This window comes from Paraburkholderia sp. BR13439, from assembly GCF_040948805.1.
GTDB classification, from domain to species: domain Bacteria; phylum Pseudomonadota; class Gammaproteobacteria; order Burkholderiales; family Burkholderiaceae; genus Paraburkholderia; species Paraburkholderia youngii.
The window spans coordinates 53,556-71,172 of the sequence record NZ_JBFPKN010000005.1 but is presented as its reverse complement, the minus strand read 5'-3'; the positions used below and the strand labels follow the sequence as shown (position 1 = coordinate 71,172).

The following is a 17,617-nucleotide window of genomic DNA, read 5'->3' as shown; positions in this document are numbered from 1 at the left end:
CCGCCCGTCAGTGCGCGGCAGAAGCGGGGGCGGCGGGCTTGGCCAACTGCGCGGCCGGCTGCGCCGCCGACGAAGCATCGGGCGCGGGCCGCGCGTCGACATGCTGACCCGGTTGCACCTTCTGCCAGCCGTCGACGATCAGGCGCTCGCCGGGCTTCAGACCACCGCGCACGGTCCAGCGTCCTTCGCCCTGTTCGCCGAGATCGATGTTGCGGCGAACCACGGTGCCGTCGTCGGCGACGAGCGCGACGCTCGCAACGCCGTTGTCGAGCTGCACCGCCCGCTCGGGAATACGGATGCCCTGCAGAGTGCCCGCCGCGATGATGCGCCCGCGCACGAACTGCCCCGGCAACAGCGTGCGGTCCGGATTCGCGAAGCGCGCGCGCACCGTCTGCGTGCCGGTCGATGGATCGATGACGAGATCGGCGAAGTCGAGAAAACCGCGCTCGTTGTAGACCTGGCCGTTGGCAAGGATCAGTTGCACCTCGACGTGCTTCATGCTGGTCGGCTTGCGCGCGCCCGACTGGATCTGCTGCTCGACATCGAGCATCACGGTATTCGACTGCGTGAACACCGCGTTGATCGGCGTCAGCTGATTGACCTGCGTGAGCAGCGTGGCCGCGCCCGCGCTGACGAGCGCGCCTTCGGTGACGAGCGCGCGGCCCGCGCGCCCGGCGATCGGCGTGCGTATGATGCAGCGATCCAGCCGCAGTTGCGCAAGCGCGACCGCGGCTTGCGCATCGGAGACATTGGCCTGAGCCTGCTGCATCGTCGCGAGCGCGGCGTCGTATTCCTGTGCGCTGACCGCATGACGGCCGACGAGCGGCTTGAACCGCTCCACGACCGACGCCGCGTTGTCTCGCACGGCGGTCGCGCGCGTGAGCGCGGCCTGCGCCTGCTGCAACTGCGCGCGATAGTCGCTGGCGTCGATCTGGAAGAGCGGGGCGTTGGCCGGCAGGTCCGTGCCTTCCTGATACAGCGTCCGCTCGACGATGCCATCGACGCGCGCGCGAATCTCGGCGGTGCGCACGGCCTCGATGCGGCCCGGCAACTCGACGACATCGGCGACAGGGGTGGTGGAAATCGTTTCGACCAGCACGGGAACCGGCGGCGGCATCGACGCGGCGGTGGGAGTCTGCGACCGGTCGTTGCAGGCGGCAAGCAGGAACGGCAAACCGGTGATCAGCAGCGATACGGCACGACTACGCAGGCGGAATGCGGAGCAAGGCAAGAGAAACTCCTTTGATCAAGGCAGTCTTTTTTGCGCGTGAGATCGGTGACGGTTTTGCCGGTTTGCGGTCGAATTAACTATTCGGAACGAGTGTGGGCGCGTTAATGCGCGGGAAAATATTTCCGTTGATCCTACCGCGTCTGGGTGGCTTGTCAATTTATTCTTGGTGGTCGCGAGTGGGCAGGGCTTGCCGCTCGCAAGCGAGACACCGCGTGGGTTGCCGAACAGAGACGCGGCGCGCATGTCCAAAGAGACCGGCAGGGTGAATGGCAATCGTCAATTACATGTCAATTACCATCCGGCAATCGCCGCTATTTAAAGGCATGCAATTGTCACCCAATAACAGTCACGTACGCTTGCGCTCGGGATGGCGCAACACCGAATGGTTGCGGCCGTATGACAGATAAATCGCCATGCCGATCACGAGCCACACGACGAGCCGCAGCCACGTGACGAGCGGCAGGCCGACCATCAGCAGCATGCAGAACAGGATGCCGAGCACCGGTACGACCGGTACGCCGGGCGCCCGGAATGGACGCGCCGCCTCGGAGTCGCTGCGCCGCAGATAGATCACCGCGCCGCACACGAGCACGAACGCGAACAGCGTGCCGATGCTGACCATCTCGCCGAGCACGCCGATCGGCGTCAGCGCAGAGACGATCGCGACGACCGTGCCGATCAGGATCTGGCTCAGATAAGGTGTGTGCAGACGCAGATGCACCTTCGCGAAAAAGTGCGGCAACAGACCGTCTTGCGACATCGTGAAGAAGATGCGGCTTTGTCCATAGAGCAGCACGAGTATCACGGTGGTCAGCCCCGTCAACGCGCCGATTTTGATCAGGATCGCGAACCACGTGAGCCCGATCGTGTCGACGCCCTTGGCGATCGGATCGGGAACGTTCAGCTCGGTGTAGGGAACGAGGCCGGTCAGCACGGCGGCGACGAGGATGTACAGCACCGTGCAGATGATCAGCGAGCCGAGAATGCCGATCGGCATGTCGCGCTGCGGCTGTCGCGCCTCCTGCGCGGCGGTGGACACCGCATCGAAGCCGATGAACGCGAAGAACACCACGGCCGAGCCGCGCAGAATGCCACTCATGCCGAAACTGCCGAACTGCCCGGTATTGGCAGGAATGAACGGATGCCAGTGTTCCGGCTTGATGAAAAACAGGCCGATCGCGATAAATGCGACCACCACGGTCAGCTTGACCGCGACCATCACGTTGTTCAGGCGCGCCGATTCTTTGGTCCCCAACACGAGCAACGTGGTCAGGATCGCGATGATCACCACCGCCGGCAGGTTGATCACGCCGGTGACCGTCGAGCCATCAGCCAGTTTGACGACGGTGCCGGGGGCGGCGGCGAGGGTAGGTGGAATGTCGATACCGACATTGCGCAACAGGCTCACGATATAGCCGGACCAGCCGACCGCGACGGTCGCGGCGCCCATCGCGTACTCGAGGATCAGGTCCCAGCCGATGATCCACGCGAAGATTTCGCCGAGCGTCGCATACGTGTACGTGTAGCTGCTGCCGCACACGGGCAGCATCGCCGCGAGCTCCGAATAGCACAGGCCGACGAACGCGCACGCGATGCCGCCCAGGATGAACGACAGCGTGATGGCCGGGCCCGCGAACTGCGCGGCGGCGGTCCCCGTCAGCACGAAGATGCCGGCGCCGATGATCGCGCCGATGCCCATCGCGGTGATACTCGTCGCGCCCAGCGTTTTCGACAGATGGCGGCCTTCTTCGACGTCGGCGCTGGCGACGATCTCAGCGATGGTTTTGCGTGCCATGTAACCGGTATCGGCCATGATGAGTCGTCCCTTTTTCAGTGTTGATTAGGCACGAACCGGTCAGACTGTCATCGGCTCGCGGAGCACGACAAAAACATCCGTCGCCGCGCACGGCAACGGTCACGGCAATTGCGAAGAAAGCGGCTAACGGAAAAAGTCTGAATTCAGTCTATGCCGGATTAAAAGCAAAGTGAAATCGGCTTGCTTCGTCGGGGCGACAGGGCAGTGGCATGGCTGGCGCGCGCAGCAGCAGGCGGGCTGCGGGCCGATGTGCAATCTCAGCCGATCCGCCCGCGCCGCAGCACGCCGCTCAGGCCGAGCGAGTGACCGGGGTCGTAGTAGTGAATCAGGAGCGTGCGCCGCTGCCCGTTCTGTACGTCGAGGTTCGCATGCTGAAGCGCGAAGCCATTGAATTCGTAGACGCTGCCGGGTTTGACCGGAATGCGCTTGCAGTTGCCGACACGCAGATCATGCAGGGTATGCCAGCTGCGCCAACTGAGCGGCAGGCCATGCAGGAAGCCATGACGCATCTTGCAGATCAGGTTCGTCAGCGTCGTGACCGACAGGCGCGGCTTGCAATACATCACGAGATCGCCGTTGTGAACGCCGTCGGGTGCGAGCTGAAGCGGAACCAGCAGCGTCAGCAGGTGCGAGTCGTAATGGCGGCAGTGGCTTTCCGCCAGCGAAGTCTTGCTCGCGCAGCGCAGTACGTGGAACGGCTCGGTCGGTAAGTTTGTTTGCCCGATTTTGGCGGCCATTGCGCGCGCATTCGCGCAGATCGACTGCTCGAGTTCGCGAAAGGCCTGAGCGCGACGCAGAATCTCGGCAATTTTCGCGCCGGATTGCGAGCGCGGTGCGGTGGTGTCAAATAGATGGTCGATGAACTGGTTGATTTCGGCGATCGTCTCCTGCGGAATCACGTCATCAAAAGATTTCAAGGCGACGCTTTGGTCGATTCGAATCCCGTTAATCTCAGTGTGCCCACGCACGTCTGTCAGGGTGTCCATAGCCCAGATTTCCATTCGTTTTTTTGCTCTACAGCCGTAATGAAAAATATTCCCTACTAGCCGCGCACAATGTGCGGAAGCGTACATAAAGCCCTCGGGTGATTGATTCCGATCATTAAATCTAAAGTCGGATTTCTCTGACCGCTTTTCTAAATCACGTTACGAGAATTTGGAAATGGCTGCGACTACGACGATGCGCGCGGGTGTCCACAAACCCGACATCTGTATTTAGCGGAAACCCGACATTTCTATTTGGGACCTACATCACAAATGTTGATAATTTATCTTATGTCAAATCCAGTATCGGTCGGAGACGGCCACTACTGGGACACCGACGATGCCCCGTCACGATGGCGAGGCATCCAAAGCGCGCGTTTCCTTCATACCGCAATCGACACCCGGATGCTGGACGGTTCAGTAATCGTCAACAAGACTGCCTCGACAATTTGATGTCAACCTTACCGCGCGCTCCATCAGATCCTTCACGACTTACCATCCTCCACGCGGACCGGGAGATTCCATGCGCGCCATATCCCGCAATTAGACAATCGTTAAGTCCTTCTTGGTCCACCACGAGAATAAGCTTTCAAGCTAACGCGAATACCGCTGTCGCCGCTCAAGCGGATTTTTAATCGTTGTCTATTGCATCGTGGCTCAGAGACGTTTCGCATATTCTCTCGACCCGCGAGCGTCTCGTCGCGTTCGGAGACTGCGCATGCGCTACGTGCATTTCGACGCGGCGTACGGACACAACGCGGTCGCCGCGTTCCCATTTGCCTCGGTCTGCGATGCATGTTCGAACACCCGCAGACGCTCGGCATCCGCAATCAGTCGTTTCTTGGTCGTCGAGCGCCCCGCCGATCCGAAGCCCATCACCTTTTCGTATTCATGCGGCCTGTCGTGCCTGAAACGATTAAAGAAGTCATCGCCCGGCAGGCCGTTGGCGAGGCTCATCAGGCAGCCGTAGTCGAGCGACGCGCAATCGCTCAGCGAGCGCGCCGCATCTGCCAACGCGCGATAACGGCTTTGCAACGGTTCGTCGCGACCGAAAAGCGCGTGCAGTTCCTGATAAGACACGAGTCTCTTGCGCCTGGCGGCACGCAATAGCATCGCGGCGATATCGCGGGTCCTATCCGTGTTCATGTCATTCTCCTTACCGCCTGCTGGCAGATGCCCAATGGCACCGATGAAAACGCTGTCCCCTTTGATCGATTTATGCGTATTGAGTCATAAAGTGCCCGGCGAAAAAGTATTTCCGGGTATTGAGCGACGCAGTCAAATTAAGCAGATGGTTACTGGAGTCGGGATTCACAGCGACACTCTGCGCGAATGTCCCGTTTCCCTATAATCCGCCTGGAAAAGCGCTGCAAAACGGTTTTCAATCTTCAGAACCCATTTTTCGCAGATTTCCAGCGAACACCACCCTGCATCGAAAAATGCATTCGAATTGCATTCGCAAAACAGAAATCCACGCATTCAAACGATTCAGTCTTCCGGCATGCCGCGTGCACTAACAAGCCCCAAACGTCAAGCTCTATGCGGCTTGGAGGTATTGGCGCTAGCGGCGCGAGGCAGGCCGGATTGATCTTTTGTTTAAATCAGTTCAATCAGGTTAGCAAACGTGAAATTCAATCGCAAGGAAGATCTTTACGTGAAGAAAGAAAACACAGTGCGAACGTCTTAGCCGAGGATTACGTCGTTTTCTATCAGAGGAAAGACCCGATTGATTTTTTATTCTTTTAGACACAGCGGGCGACTTTTAGATTATCTGTAAGTGGCGTGCCCTCTTCTCTGTCTACACCAGCAACCGATTGCAGTCCGGCAGCGACCCAACGGCGGAGTTCTCCAATGCATCGACCGAATGACGATTTACCGACCGTCGCACGGCGTCTCACGGCGGGCAAGAAACTGCTCGACGGCATTGCTGCGGCCGAGGTCGCGAAACAGATGGGAATGGCAAAGACCACCGTCGAGCGATATCGCAAGCTATTGGAGCAAGGTGGTCTCGAAGCGCTCAGAAACATGAGCGTCGGCGGCCGCCATTCCGCGCTCGCGCTGGCGGATCTGGACTGGTTGGCCGAGGCGCTGAGGGCCTCGCCGCGGGACTATGGCTTCGACTCCGATGGCTGGAGCAATGCGCGCATGCGCGAGTTGATAAGCCGTCAGTTCGGCATTTCTTACTCGCGGGTCTATGTATGGCAACTGGCCACCAGACTTGGCGTGTCTTACCGGCTCGGCCGAAATGCACACTAAAACGGCGGCCGCACCCAGCTAACGCACGCGCGTGCGCATCGGCTCAGGCGCTTTCCCGGACCTTTGGCAGAAACTGCGGCGCGAGTTCGACCCGCGACCATTGGAACGGCAACGCGCCGCGGCTGCGGCGCACTTCGTCCACATGGAACCGCACGAGCCGCTGCGCGCCCGCAAATGCCGCGAGTTCGTCGCCGTCCCAGATGATCTCCGCTCGCACCGCCAGATAAAGCAGATCGCCGGTTGCGAAGTCGATGAGCAGCAGGCCCGCGCGCGGATCGTGCACGAGGTTGCCGATCGTGTTGAAGAAGCGGTTGCCGCTGTAGTCGGGCGTGGTCAGCGTAGTTGCGTCGTCCACGCGCACGAAGCCCGGTGCGCCGCCGCGATGCGAAACGTCGACCCCCTTCCCCACCCCCGCTTCCTCGCTCAGATTCGCACTGGCGATAAAGAACGTGTCCGCGCTCGCGAGCAATTCGCGGTCGGCACTGCCCAGACGCTCGGCGATCTCGGGCTGCGCGCGCGTCGCGGCCGGGTCCCGCTCGATGAAAGACGGCGTACGGCTCTGGATGTACTTCGGGCAATTGCCGAAACTCTGCATGACTTCGAACTGCAACGTGTCGCCTTGCACCGACCGTACGACACCATTCACCCGATTGCGGCGCCGCGTGCGCGGCTCGATGCCCAGCGCGCCGAGCTGCGCGCCTTCGCGCCACACCGCGGCGAGCGGGTCGCCCGCCAATGCGCCGCCTTCGATGCGCAGCGTGCGCGCATCCGGTGACGTGACGAAGCCCGGCGAACTCGCGCGTAGCGTCGCCCACGGCTGACCGCTCGCATCGACGCCGCCGATCACGAGGAACGGCTGCGCGGCAAAGAACTCGCGATGCTGCTCCGGCATGAAACGGCGAATGCCCCGACGCCCCATCGACTCCGCCACGTCACGCACACCAGCGCGCTGTTGCGCATCCTGCTCGCCGGCATGAAACGGCGACACGTCGGCTCCCCAGTTATTCAACAGAACGAACTCGGACATGATCTGACTCCCTTGCAAGACCTGAAGCGGCTCCAAACGCGTATCACGCCGCCAGCAAACCCGCCTTCGTCGACGGCATCGCGATGAAACGCGGCAATGCTTCCACTCGATCCAGCCACGCACGAATGTTGGGATACGGTTGCAACGACACACCGCCCTCGGGCGCGTGAGCGATATACGTGTGCGCGGCGATATCGGCGATCGTGACGTGCGTGCCGGCCACGAACGGCTTGCCGGCCAGCTCCGCGTCGATCACGTCGAACAGCTTGACGGCGATCTGCTTTGCACGCTCGTGGTCGAGCGGCGCGCCGAATACGGTAACGAGCCGCGCCGCGCACGGCCCGTATGCGATCTGGCCCGCCGCGAGCGACAGCCAGCGCTGCACCGCCGCGGCGCCGAGTGGATCGTCCGGCAGCCACGACGAATCACCATAGCGCTTCGCCAGATAGACGAGAATCGCGTTCGAATCGAACAGCGTCAGCTCGCCGTCCTGAATCGTCGGCACCTGACCGAACGGGTTCAGCGCGAGGTACTCGGGCTTGCGGTTCTCGCCCGCCTTCATATCCAGCTCGATCAACTCGAACGGCAGATCGAGCAGCGTCAGAAACAGCTTCACGCGATGACCGTGGCCTGACAGCCGTGTCGTATAGAGCTTGATAGGCTGGGCGGGTCGGGTGGCGGACATGGAGGTCTCCGGACAGGTTGAATGACACGCCCAGCATAGGGCGTAGGCACTGTCGCGCGGAAGCCCGATAATCCGGGAAACACAGTCAAGCGAGAATGGACAATCGATCATGGCCGATGTGCGCAACGTCAACCTGAACCGCCTCGCGATCTTCGTCGCGGTCATCGACGCGGGCTCGCTGAGCGCCGCCGCGACTCGGCTCGGACTCGCGAAGACGATGGTTAGCACGCACATGCAGCGGCTCGAGGCGGAGGTCGGCGCGAGCCTGCTGGTGCGCACCACGCGGCGGCTCGGCGTCACCGAAGCGGGCCGCACGTTCTACGAGGCGAGCGTGAAAATTCTGCGCGCCACCGAGGATGCGCTGAACGCGCTCGGCGGAGAAACCTCGCCGGTGCGCGGCACGCTGCGCGTCAGCGCGCCGAACGACTACGGCGCGCTCGTCGTCACGCCCGCTCTGGTCGAATTGCGCCGCACGCACGCGCAGCTCGACGTCGAGCTGCTGAGCAGTGACCGCTACGTCGATCTGATTGCCGACGGCATCGACGTCGCGATCCGGCTTGGTCGTCTCGCGGACTCGAACTATCGCGCGGTGAAGCTCGGCAGCTTCGTCAAGTGGCTCGTCGCGAGTCCCGAGTTCCTGCGCACGTGGGGCGTGCCGAACACGCCGGCAGCGCTGGAGACGCTGCCCTATTGCGCGTTGTCGGTGCTGCCGCATCCGTTGACGCTCGATCTGCGGCACGTCGACGGTAAAACCGCGAGCGTGCGCTGCGCGTCCGCGCTGCGTGTCAACACGGCCGATGCCTGCCGGGCGGCGACGCTCGCGGGCGGCGGCATCGGTCTGCTGACGGATTTTTCGATCGCGGACGACGTCGCTGCGGGACGGCTGATCCGGCTGCTGCCCGAATGGGCAACCGCGCCGGCGAGCATCCAGGCCGTGTTTCCGCCGACGAGTCATCCGCCGGCGAAAGTCCGCGCGCTGATCGATACGCTGAAGCGAAGGCTCGGGGCCGACGCTGCGGACTAGTGCGGCAGATCCTCCTGGCGTTCCCATTCCAGCGCAACGGCGGTTAGCTTCTATCCCCGCGATCGCCCGATTTGCTCTACTGCGACGATGCGCGCCGCGCCCCGCGGCCTCGCCTGATCGTCAATGTGGAGAGCTCATGTCCGCCATTTCCCGCCCTGCTCAAGGGGTCCTCACCGTCGCGTGTCCGAGCGCGGCGGGCCAGGTTGCCGCCGTCGCCGGCTTTCTCGAACGGCATCGTTGCTATGTCGACGAACTGACCGTATTCGACGACGAACTCAGCGAGCGCTTTTTCGTGCGCTGCGTGTTTCACCACGTCGATCGCGACGACGCGCTGCAGATCGCCACGCTCAAGCAGGAATTCGCGCCGATCGCCGAACGCTTCCGGATGACGTGGGCGATCCACGATCTGTCGCTCCGGCCGAAGGTCTTGATCATGGTGTCCAAACTCGAACACTGCCTCGCCGATCTGCTGTTTCGCTGGCGCATGGGCGAGCTGAAGATGGACATCGTCGGCATCGGCTCGAATCATCGCGATCTCGAACCGCTCGCGCGTCAGCACGGCCTGCCGTTCCATCATCTGCCGATTACCGCCGACACGAAGCCGCAACAGGAAGCGCAACTTCTCGAACTGTTCGAATCGTGCGGCGCCGAGCTGCTGATTCTCGCGCGCTACATGCAGATCCTGTCCGCCGAAACGAGCCGTGCGCTCGCCGGGCGCGCGATCAATATCCATCATTCGTTCCTGCCCGGGTTCAAGGGGGCGAAACCGTATCACCAGGCCCATGCGCGCGGCGTCAAGGTGATCGGCGCCACCGCCCATTTCGTTACCGACGATCTCGACGAAGGTCCGATCATCGAGCAGGGAGTCGAACCCGTCGATCACTCGTACAGCCCCGAACGGCTGCTGACGACCGGACGCGACGTCGAATGCATCACGCTCGCGCGCGCGGTGAAGGCGTTCGTCGAGCGGCGCGTGTTCATCAACGGCGAGCGCACCGTCGTGCTGAGGTAAACAGAAAACGCCGCTGAAAAGCGGCGTTTCATCAGGCTGCGCCACCGCTTGCCGGCTTACTTCACCCAGCTATCCACCCGATCCGAGTGCGCGCTGATCCACGCGTCGGCGGCCGCGGCCGGCTTTTCGCCGTTCTGCGTGGCCAGCATCACCGTGTCGATTTCGCCCGGCTTCCATTGGAACTTCTTCAGGAACGCGACCACCGTCGGCGCTTTTTTCTCGAGTTCCGGATTCACCACGCTATCGACGTGCTCCGCTTCACCGAACACCTTCTTCGGATCGTCGAGGAATTTCAGCTTGTACTTCGCGAACATCCAGTGCGGCTTCCAGCCGGTCACGATGATCGGCTTGCTGGCCGCCTCCGAGCGCGCCAGTTCGGCGGTCATCGCGCTGCCGGAACTCGGCATCAGCTGATAGTCGAGCCCATAGGCCTTGATCGCCTCGCTGGTTTTCTGCATCACGCCAGCCCCAGCGTCGATGCCGACGATGCGCGCGCCGAATTCCGCCTTCTTCGCCTGCAGATCGCCGACGCTCTTCACGTCCACGTTGTCCGGCACGATCAGCCCGATCTTCGCGTCGTTGAAGTTCGGCCCGAGGTCGACCACCTTGTCCTTGAAGTTGTTCCAGTACGCGCCGTGCGTGACCGGCAGCCACGCGGACAGCGTCGCGTCGAGATCGCCACGCGCCACACCCTGCCACATCACGCCGGCCGCGACCGGCACCAGCTGCACCTGATAACCAAGGCGTTTTTCGATCACATCGGCGGCCACGTTCGACGTCGCAACGCTATCGTCCCAGCCCTCCACGTAACCGATCTTGATGGTCGGCTTCGAATCGGCCGACACGCCCGCACTGACCGCCGCCAGCATCACCCCCAACGCGCTTGCCACCACTGTCTTTCCGATCAGTCTCATCGACGTTCTCCCGTTGATACATTTGCCCATTGACGCGTTTGCCATCGAACCGCAGATCGCGCATTTAGAATCGCCAACCAGAATTGCCGGGTAGCGTTGTTTTGCGACATGCAGTTGTCCGCATGCGACTTCCACGCAAATCCGCGCAGTATTTGCCGTGTTCTTGTGGTGTTGTCAATCGTATTACTTGTCGACGACGAGATCGCTCAGCGGCTTGCTACAGCACAGCAGCACCATGCCCTGATCGATCTCGCGCTGACGGATACCGCCCGCGTGCTTCATCGCCACTTCGCCCGACACGAGCTTCACCTTGCAGGTGCCGCACATGCCTTGGGTGCACGACGCCGGCAGCCGCACGCCCGCCTGCTTCGCCGCTTCGAGCACATGCTGGCCGGCGCCGCATTCGATCTCGCGATGACTGCGCGTAAAGCTCACCTTGTAGCGCGTTCCGGTTTCGATCGGCGCCGCCGGCGCATCGCGCAGCGCGTCCGCGACATGCGCTTCGGTCAATTGCGCGGCCACCTCGCTGACGGTCTCGAACGAGAAGCTTTCCTCGTGATAGTGCTGGCGGTCGAAGCCGCCCTCGTCGAGCAGTTTGCGCACCGCTTGCATATACGGCGCGGGGCCGCAAGTGAAAATTTCCCGCTCCAGAAAATCCGGTGCAATCAGCTTCAGCAGCGGCAGCGTCAGAAAGCCGGTGATGCCGGGCCAATTGGTGCGCGCGCCCACGCGCTCACAAACGAACGCTGTGCGGAAATGCGCCTGATTCGCGGCGATCAGATCGAGCTCGCGCGCGAAGATGATGTCGTCCGGCGTGCGCGCGCTATGCACGAAGACGATATCGCTGTCCTCGCCGAGTTCATGATGCGTGCGGCTCATCGACATCAGCGGCGTGATGCCCGAGCCCGCCGACAAAAACAGGAACTTGCGCGCCGGATGCCGCGCGCAGGTGAACTCACCGGCAGGCCCCAGCACGCGTACCTGCATGCCCGCATGCAGATTGTCGTGGAGCCAGTTGGACACCGGGCCGCCCGGCACGCGCTTCACGGTGATCGAAATCGTATGGGGCCGCGTGGGCGGCGACGAGATCGTATAGCAGCGATTGACCCGCTCGCCGTCGATCTCCAGCTCCAGCGTAATGAACTGCCCCGGCTCGAACACGAACGCCCGGCCGGATGGCGCGCGGAAGAAGAAACTCTTCACGTCGTGCGTTTCGCTGCGAACCTGGCAGCACTCCAGCGTGTCGTCGGAATCACTGCTCCAGCGCGCCGGCAGCGCATCCCAGAAGCGCGGCTGGGTGACGCGGCTCGGCGCGCCAGCTGGATTCTCGGAAGTCTGCTCGATGTCCGGTTGAAACATGGCCTGATCGCGCATCATGGTTGTTCCCCCGCTCGTCATTGCGGTGTTGCACTCAGCGCGCGAACGACACGACTTTCTCGTCGTGCGCTGCTCGCGGGTTCGCGTCGTAATCCGCGAGACGGCCGATATACCATTCGCAGAACTTTTCGACGAGTCCTTCGGTGAACGGCGAATACGGACCCGGCTCATACGCGGTGCTCGTCGCGCCGCGCTGCGAATATTCGACGAGCGCGCGATCCTGGTCGTTGGTCGCGCGCCACACGGCGGTCAGATTGTCGACGTCGTAATCGATGCCTTCGCGCGCGTCCTTATGCACGAGCCATTTGGTGCGCACCAGCGTCTTGCCGGCCGACAGCGGAATGACCGAGAAACTGACGATATGGTCGCTCATGAAGTGATGCCACGAATTCGGCTGCGTCCAGAACGACAGGCCGCCGAGATCGGCCTCCTTGAAACCGCCGAGCAGTTTCTTCGAGGCGACCTTCGCGTCGAGCGTCTGCGATTCGCCGTCGCGATCGAGCGGCAGACGTTGCGTGCGAAACCCGGTGACCAGATCGGCGAGCCGCTCGATTTCCGCCGATGGCAACTGCATCGCCTCCCACTGTGCGGTGCGGCGCGCGACCGTCGCCTCGAACGCGGCCATGCCCTCCTCGTTCGCCGGCGTGCGCTGATAACCGAAGCCGTATTCGTACAGCGAGACGGTCAGTTCCGGATGGTTCGCGACGCAGTGATAGCACTCGCGATTGTTCTCCATCGTCAGCTTCCAGTTGCCCTCCTCGATGATGTCGATCGACGCGGCGATCTTGCAGCCGGCCAGATCGTGCGGCAACAGATACGGTTCCATCGCGGCGCGCATCACTGCAAAATCGGCGGGCGGCTGCTCGGCGAGGCAGATGAAAATCAGCCCGGCGAGATTCTCGACATGCACCGCTTTCAGGCTATGTTTGCAGCGGTCGAACTGTTCGCCCATATGCTCGGCGAACATCAGGTCGCCGTTCAGGCTGTAGGTCCAGCTATGATACGGACAGACGATATTGCCGAGCGAGCCCTTGCCGGTATTGCACAGACGCGCGCCGCGATGGCGGCAGACGTTATGAAACGCGCGCACCTGCATGTCGTCGTCGCGCACGATCAGGATCGAGTCGTTGCCGATCTCGACCGTCACGTAGTCGCCGGGCTCGGGCACGTCGGGCTCGACCGCGACCTGAATCCAGTGCTGGCGGAAAATCGCGTCGATATCGAGCGCGAATATTTCCTCGCTCGTATAGAACGGCGCTTCCAGCGTGTAATTCTGCTTGCGGCGTTCGATCATTGCGCGAACGTCTGCGGAAACTTTCATTGTGTGCTCCGTTGCGTGTCACGTCTGGCGCCGCGCCAGGCCCTCCTGGTCGCATGCTGGCCCGAGCCGGAATTCAGTAATCCACCAGTTGATGCTCGCGCAAATACGCGAGGATCACTTGTGCTTTTTCGACGCAACTCCCTTCAATTACGACGCTGCCGCCGCGGCTCTCGGTCGTCGTCGCCGACAGCATGCGGGCGTGGCCCGAGCGCTTTTCGGCGGCGGCGAGCCGCACTGGTTTCGCGGTGGCGGGGCCGATGGTCCATGCGGACTGTTCAGGAGTGGTGCCGTGCGGCGCGGGGGCGCCCGGCGCGGCGGTGCGCTCGATCTTGCCTTCGCGCAGCCGCGCATATGCGTACGACGTCGCGGCGTTCGCGAGCGGATGCACGGCGATCAACGCGGGCAGCCGCACTTCGACGCGCCGTCGCAGGCCCTTCGGCATGAACTGCCGGACCTGCGCGCAACCGTCGCGCACCGCCAGATCGACGGCGGCGCCGACGAGCGGTACCGCCAGCGCATGCGCGACGCGATACGGCAACATGCCGCTATCGAAGCCGCCTTCGGCGCGCGTGCCGGTCAGCACCAGCTGGTAGCCACGCAAACGCGCGGCGAGTCGCGGTGCCGGATCGGCGTCCGGTGGCATGTCGAGCACTTCGACCGAATGCGCGCCGAGCGCCAGATACTCGTTCAATGCGGCGTTCGACGGATCGCCCGCATGCAGCACGTCGAGCGTCGCGCCATGCGCTCTCGCGAGCGACAGCGCCAGCGTCAACGCCGCCGCGTCATTGCGGCTGTAGCGCGCGACGCCGCTGACCGGATGACGTCCGATTGAAACCAGCACGGCGATCTTCATGCGAGCACTCCTTCGGCAAGCTTGCCCGGCTGCAGCAGTGCGGCCGAGGTGGCGCGCGCGCCGCGCGCCGCGGCCGCGGCTTCGTTGAGCGCCGCGATGGTTTCCTGCGCGTCCGCGATCACGGTCAGATTCGCGCGCTTCGCGATCGGTGCGCTCGCGTCGAGATTGACCGCGATCACATGGCGGCAATCCTTGATGCCCTGCAGATGCTGAACGGCGCCGGAGATGCCGAACGCGATATACACGCTCGCCTCGACGGTCTTACCGGTCGCGCCGATCTGCTTGTCGCGTGTGAACTTGCCGTCGTCGACGGCGACCCGGCTCGCGCCGATCGCCGCGCCGAGGGTCGTCGCGAGCCGCTCGAACGCGGGTACGTCGCTCACGCCGTTGCCCGCCGATACGATGAAGTCCGCCTCTTCCAGCGCGACTTGCGCCGCATCGATATCGTCGATGCCGAGATCGCGGATTGCGCGTTGCGCGACCGGGCTATCCGCCTCCCGCTCGAAGCGCCACGCGACCCGTTCGCCCGCGCCGACGAACGGCAGCTTCGGATCGACCGCATTCGGTGCGAGTAGCACGACTTCGGGCAGCGCGCGGCTGGCGAGCGCCGTATTCGCGCGGATATAGGTGGACACGTGCGCTGCGTCGATCTCGACGACGTGCGTCGCGACGCTTGCATCGGCCACCGACGCATAACGGCGGCCCAGGTCGCCGTCGCCAGTCGCGTTGTCGGGCAGAAAGACGTGGGCGGGCGCGTAGGCTGCGACGCAGGCCGCCAGCGCATTCAGCTCATCGTCCGGCGCGTAGGTGCGGCGATCGAACATCGGCAATTCGATCAGCTTGTCGGCGCCGAGCGCGGCGGCATCGCCGGTGAATTCGCCGAACACGAGCAGCACGACTTCGGTTTGCAAGTCCGCGATGAGCGCGGCGGCGGCAAGCGTTTGGCGCGCATGTTCATCGAGCGCGCCCCGATCCGCGTGCGCCGCAACCAGCAGCACATGGTGCGGCGTGGCCGTCGTGCGGCGCGGCTTCGGCTGTTCGTGATGCGCGGCGTGACGCGCTTCAGCTAGCGACGCACTGCCGCCGGCATCCGCCACGCCAACGGCGCCGAGCGTGATCCGCCGGAGTCCCTGCGCCGTCACCGTGAACGGCCGGCGCGGATCGATTCGTTTGAGCGTATTCATCATCGCGTTACTCCAGCGCCGCGGCGACCAGTTCGGCCACGTCGAGTACTTCCGGGCGCGGCCCCACTACCCCTTCGAGCATCGCCGTGCAATTCGGGCAGCCGACCGCGACGATCTCCGCGCCGCTCGCGCGCGCGTCATCGATACGGATATCGGGAATCCGCCGTTTGCCGGGGATATCGGTCAACGGTGCGCCGCCGCCACCGCCGCAGCAGCGCCCGCGCATCCCGTGTCGCTCCATCTCGACCACCTTGATGCCGATGCTCTTCAGCACACGGCGCGGCGCTTCCGTCTCACCGTTGTAACGGCCCAGATAGCACGGGTCGTGATACGTGATGTTGCGTTCCGCCACGGCGGCGGCCACGCGCGGCGACAGCTTGCCGCTCGCGATCAGTTCGTCGATCAGCGCCGTGTGATGCTGCACCTGATAGAAGCCGCCGAGCGCGCGATACTCGTTGCGCAGGCTATGCAGCACATGCGGATCGGCCGTGACGATGCGTGCGAACGAGTACTGCGCGAGCGTGCCGATCAGCGTACGAGCCAGTTGCTGGAACGTGGCTTCGTCGCCGAGACGCCGCGCGGTGTCGCCGGTATCGGTTTCGACGCCGCCCAGCACCGCGTAATCGACACCCGCGCGGTTCAGCACCTTGACCAGCGCGCGCAGCGTGCGCTGATAGCGCATATCGAACGCGCCTTCGCCGGCGATCAGCAGCACGTCTACGTGACGACCGGGTTGCGCCACCTGCACCTGCAGATCGACGGCCCAGTCGTAACGCGCGCCGATGTCGTAGCCGTTGCTGCTGCCGGTCTCGCGCAGATTCGCGAGTGTCGCCGGCCCCTTGCCCGGCACGCTGCCCTCGACGAGCGTCTGATTGCGGCGCATGTCCACGATCGCGTCGACGTGCTCGATCAGCATCGGGCACTCCTGCACGCAGGCGCGGCAGGTCGTGCACGACCACAGCGTGTCCGCTTCGATCAGCGTCGAAATGAGCGGCTTGCCCGGCGCGCCCGCATGCTTGCCGACCGGAATGCCGGGCGTCGGGCTGCCCGCGTATTGCGCGTCGGTGCCGCCGACCATGCCCGTCACCAGATCCTGAATCAGCTTCTTCGGGTTCAACGGCTGTCCCGCCGCGAATGCGGGGCACGCCGCTTCGCATTTGCCGCATTGCACGCAGGCATCGAAGCTCAACAACTGGTTCCAGCGGAATTCGACAGGCTTGCCGACGCCGTATTCCTTCGCGTCGAGCAGCGGCAATTTCAATGCCGTGGGCGGCACTGCGTCGGGCGCGTTACGCGCCGCGGCGGCATCGGCAAAGCGCTCCTGACGCGGATGAAACGCGAGGTGCAGCAGACCCGCCAATGCATGCTTCATCGGACCACCGCGCGCCGCGCCGAACGTCATCGTGAACGCGCCCGCCGCGATCAGCAGCGCGACGACCACCGCGAGCGCACCGGACATCGCCGTCGCGGGCAACGCGATGAACAATGCAAGACCGAGCGCGAACGAACCCAGCAGCAGCGGCAACTGATCCCACGGCCCACGCGAGAGCCGCGCCGGCACCGTCTTCGCGCCATGCCGGCGGCGCCAGACGAATACCGTCCCGATCAGCATCGCCAGCGCGGCGACGAAGATCAGCTTGTCGAGCCAGGGCGAGTAGATCGCGAAGCCGTAGTTGACGAACACGAGCGCCATCGCGAGGATCGCTCCGCCCGCCGTCGCAACGTGCGTGCGTGCGATGTACGGATCGCGCGCAACCACATGATGCAGGTCGACGAAGTAGCGTTTCGGGATCGCGAGCAGATTGGCCCAGCCGTAGGCGCCCGCGACGGTCGCGCGGCCCTCGCGCCAGTAGGCGGCGCGGCGTGCCAGCGCGAACGCGAGACCGGCCACCGACACCCACAGCAGGACGGTGATGACAAACACGGGGCTCATC

At 63.6% G+C, this 17,617-nt stretch carries 15 protein-coding genes and 1 pseudogene; 4 read left to right on the top strand and 12 right to left on the bottom strand.

Going from position 1 to position 17,617, the window contains the following annotated elements:
* Nucleotides 1-7: 7 nt before the first annotated feature.
* The 4 genes from AB3X96_RS11835 to AB3X96_RS11820 form a co-directional block, all read right to left on the bottom strand.
* Complete coding sequence (locus tag AB3X96_RS11835; RefSeq protein ID WP_368589869.1) at nt 8-1,231, bottom strand: efflux RND transporter periplasmic adaptor subunit; 1,224 nt, start codon at nt 1,229-1,231, stop codon at nt 8-10.
* Nucleotides 1,232-1,577: 346 nt separating this feature from the next.
* A complete protein-coding gene (locus AB3X96_RS11830; RefSeq protein WP_368589868.1) occupies nt 1,578-3,044 on the bottom strand; it encodes an amino acid permease in 1,467 nt (488 codons plus the stop codon).
* Between the two features lie 260 nt (nt 3,045-3,304).
* On the bottom strand, nt 3,305-4,120 hold the full coding sequence (locus AB3X96_RS11825; protein WP_368589867.1) for a hypothetical protein: 816 nt from the start codon (nt 4,118-4,120) through the stop codon (nt 3,305-3,307).
* A gap of 633 nt (nt 4,121-4,753) precedes the next feature.
* Nucleotides 4,754-5,176, bottom strand: a complete 423-nt coding sequence (locus AB3X96_RS11820) for a hypothetical protein (RefSeq protein ID WP_368589866.1) — start codon at nt 5,174-5,176, stop codon at nt 4,754-4,756.
* 705 nt (nt 5,177-5,881) lie between these two features.
* Between AB3X96_RS11820 and AB3X96_RS11815 the strand changes: the two genes are divergently transcribed.
* Entirely contained in the window at nt 5,882-6,286 is a 405-nt protein-coding gene (locus AB3X96_RS11815; protein ID WP_368589865.1) for a helix-turn-helix domain-containing protein, read from the top strand.
* A gap of 70 nt (nt 6,287-6,356) precedes the next feature.
* Here the strand turns inward: AB3X96_RS11815 and AB3X96_RS11810 are convergent.
* Both AB3X96_RS11810 and AB3X96_RS11805 read right to left on the bottom strand, forming a co-directional pair.
* Nucleotides 6,357-7,313: pseudogene (locus tag AB3X96_RS11810) on the bottom strand (pyridoxamine 5'-phosphate oxidase family protein); the annotation flags it as partial.
* Nucleotides 7,314-7,356: 43 nt separating this feature from the next.
* On the bottom strand, nt 7,357-7,998 hold the full coding sequence (locus tag AB3X96_RS11805) for a glutathione S-transferase family protein (protein ID WP_368589864.1): 642 nt from the start codon (nt 7,996-7,998) through the stop codon (nt 7,357-7,359).
* Nucleotides 7,999-8,107: 109 nt separating this feature from the next.
* Between AB3X96_RS11805 and AB3X96_RS11800 the strand changes: the two genes are divergently transcribed.
* Nucleotides 8,108-9,022, top strand: coding sequence for a LysR family transcriptional regulator (locus AB3X96_RS11800; RefSeq protein WP_368589863.1), 915 nt, complete (start codon nt 8,108-8,110; stop codon nt 9,020-9,022).
* 136 nt (nt 9,023-9,158) lie between these two features.
* Nucleotides 9,159-10,034, top strand: a complete 876-nt coding sequence (purU, locus tag AB3X96_RS11795) for a formyltetrahydrofolate deformylase (RefSeq protein WP_368589862.1) — start codon at nt 9,159-9,161, stop codon at nt 10,032-10,034.
* Between the two features lie 56 nt (nt 10,035-10,090).
* Here purU and AB3X96_RS11790 read toward each other — a convergent pair whose 3' ends face one another.
* Nucleotides 10,091-10,903 (bottom strand): glycine betaine ABC transporter substrate-binding protein, encoded by an 813-nt coding sequence (locus AB3X96_RS11790; RefSeq protein WP_368590144.1) that lies wholly within the window; start codon nt 10,901-10,903, stop codon nt 10,091-10,093.
* Here AB3X96_RS11790 and AB3X96_RS11785 point away from each other — a divergent pair.
* Entirely contained in the window at nt 10,868-10,981 is a 114-nt protein-coding gene (locus tag AB3X96_RS11785) for a hypothetical protein (RefSeq protein ID WP_368590143.1), read from the top strand. The genes AB3X96_RS11790 and AB3X96_RS11785 overlap by 36 nt on opposite strands.
* A 150-nt stretch (nt 10,982-11,131) precedes the next feature.
* Here AB3X96_RS11785 and AB3X96_RS11780 read toward each other — a convergent pair whose 3' ends face one another.
* From AB3X96_RS11780 to AB3X96_RS11760, 5 genes are all read right to left on the bottom strand, one after another.
* Nucleotides 11,132-12,325, bottom strand: coding sequence for a 2Fe-2S iron-sulfur cluster-binding protein (locus tag AB3X96_RS11780; protein ID WP_368589861.1), 1,194 nt, complete (start codon nt 12,323-12,325; stop codon nt 11,132-11,134).
* Nucleotides 12,326-12,359: 34 nt separating this feature from the next.
* On the bottom strand, nt 12,360-13,646 hold the full coding sequence (locus AB3X96_RS11775; RefSeq protein WP_368589860.1) for an SRPBCC family protein: 1,287 nt from the start codon (nt 13,644-13,646) through the stop codon (nt 12,360-12,362).
* Between the two features lie 73 nt (nt 13,647-13,719).
* Nucleotides 13,720-14,499, bottom strand: a complete 780-nt coding sequence (locus AB3X96_RS11770; protein WP_368589859.1) for an electron transfer flavoprotein subunit beta/FixA family protein — start codon at nt 14,497-14,499, stop codon at nt 13,720-13,722.
* Nucleotides 14,496-15,683, bottom strand: coding sequence for an electron transfer flavoprotein subunit alpha/FixB family protein (locus AB3X96_RS11765; protein WP_368590142.1), 1,188 nt, complete (start codon nt 15,681-15,683; stop codon nt 14,496-14,498). Before AB3X96_RS11765 ends, AB3X96_RS11770 begins: the two co-directional genes overlap by 4 nt.
* A gap of 7 nt (nt 15,684-15,690) precedes the next feature.
* The gene (locus tag AB3X96_RS11760; RefSeq protein WP_368589858.1) at nt 15,691-17,616 is read right to left on the bottom strand and encodes a (Fe-S)-binding protein; all 1,926 of its coding nucleotides are present in this window, start codon (nt 17,614-17,616) and stop codon (nt 15,691-15,693) included.
* Between the last annotated feature and the right edge of the window lies 1 nt (nt 17,617).

What these genes read in the sequence shown, in the direction of transcription:
- AB3X96_RS11830 (WP_368589868.1), bottom strand. Translation starts at nt 3,044, where the DNA reads ATGGCCGATACCGGTTACATGGCACGCAAAACCATCGCTGAGATCGTC.
- AB3X96_RS11825 (WP_368589867.1), bottom strand. Translation starts at nt 4,120, where the DNA reads ATGTACGCTTCCGCACATTGTGCGCGGCTAGTAGGGAATATTTTTCAT.
- AB3X96_RS11820 (WP_368589866.1), bottom strand. Translation starts at nt 5,176, where the DNA reads ATGAACACGGATAGGACCCGCGATATCGCCGCGATGCTATTGCGTGCC.
- AB3X96_RS11815 (WP_368589865.1), top strand. Translation starts at nt 5,882, where the DNA reads ATGCATCGACCGAATGACGATTTACCGACCGTCGCACGGCGTCTCACG.
- AB3X96_RS11805 (WP_368589864.1), bottom strand. Translation starts at nt 7,998, where the DNA reads ATGTCCGCCACCCGACCCGCCCAGCCTATCAAGCTCTATACGACACGG.
- AB3X96_RS11800 (WP_368589863.1), top strand. Translation starts at nt 8,108, where the DNA reads ATGGCCGATGTGCGCAACGTCAACCTGAACCGCCTCGCGATCTTCGTC.
- purU (WP_368589862.1), top strand. Translation starts at nt 9,159, where the DNA reads ATGTCCGCCATTTCCCGCCCTGCTCAAGGGGTCCTCACCGTCGCGTGT.
- AB3X96_RS11790 (WP_368590144.1), bottom strand. Translation starts at nt 10,903, where the DNA reads ATGCTGGCGGCGGTCAGTGCGGGCGTGTCGGCCGATTCGAAGCCGACC.
- AB3X96_RS11780 (WP_368589861.1), bottom strand. Translation starts at nt 12,325, where the DNA reads ATGATGCGCGATCAGGCCATGTTTCAACCGGACATCGAGCAGACTTCC.
- AB3X96_RS11775 (WP_368589860.1), bottom strand. Translation starts at nt 13,646, where the DNA reads ATGAAAGTTTCCGCAGACGTTCGCGCAATGATCGAACGCCGCAAGCAG.
- AB3X96_RS11770 (WP_368589859.1), bottom strand. Translation starts at nt 14,499, where the DNA reads ATGAAGATCGCCGTGCTGGTTTCAATCGGACGTCATCCGGTCAGCGGC.
- AB3X96_RS11765 (WP_368590142.1), bottom strand. Translation starts at nt 15,683, where the DNA reads ATGAATACGCTCAAACGAATCGATCCGCGCCGGCCGTTCACGGTGACG.
- AB3X96_RS11760 (WP_368589858.1), bottom strand. Translation starts at nt 17,616, where the DNA reads ATGAGCCCCGTGTTTGTCATCACCGTCCTGCTGTGGGTGTCGGTGGCC.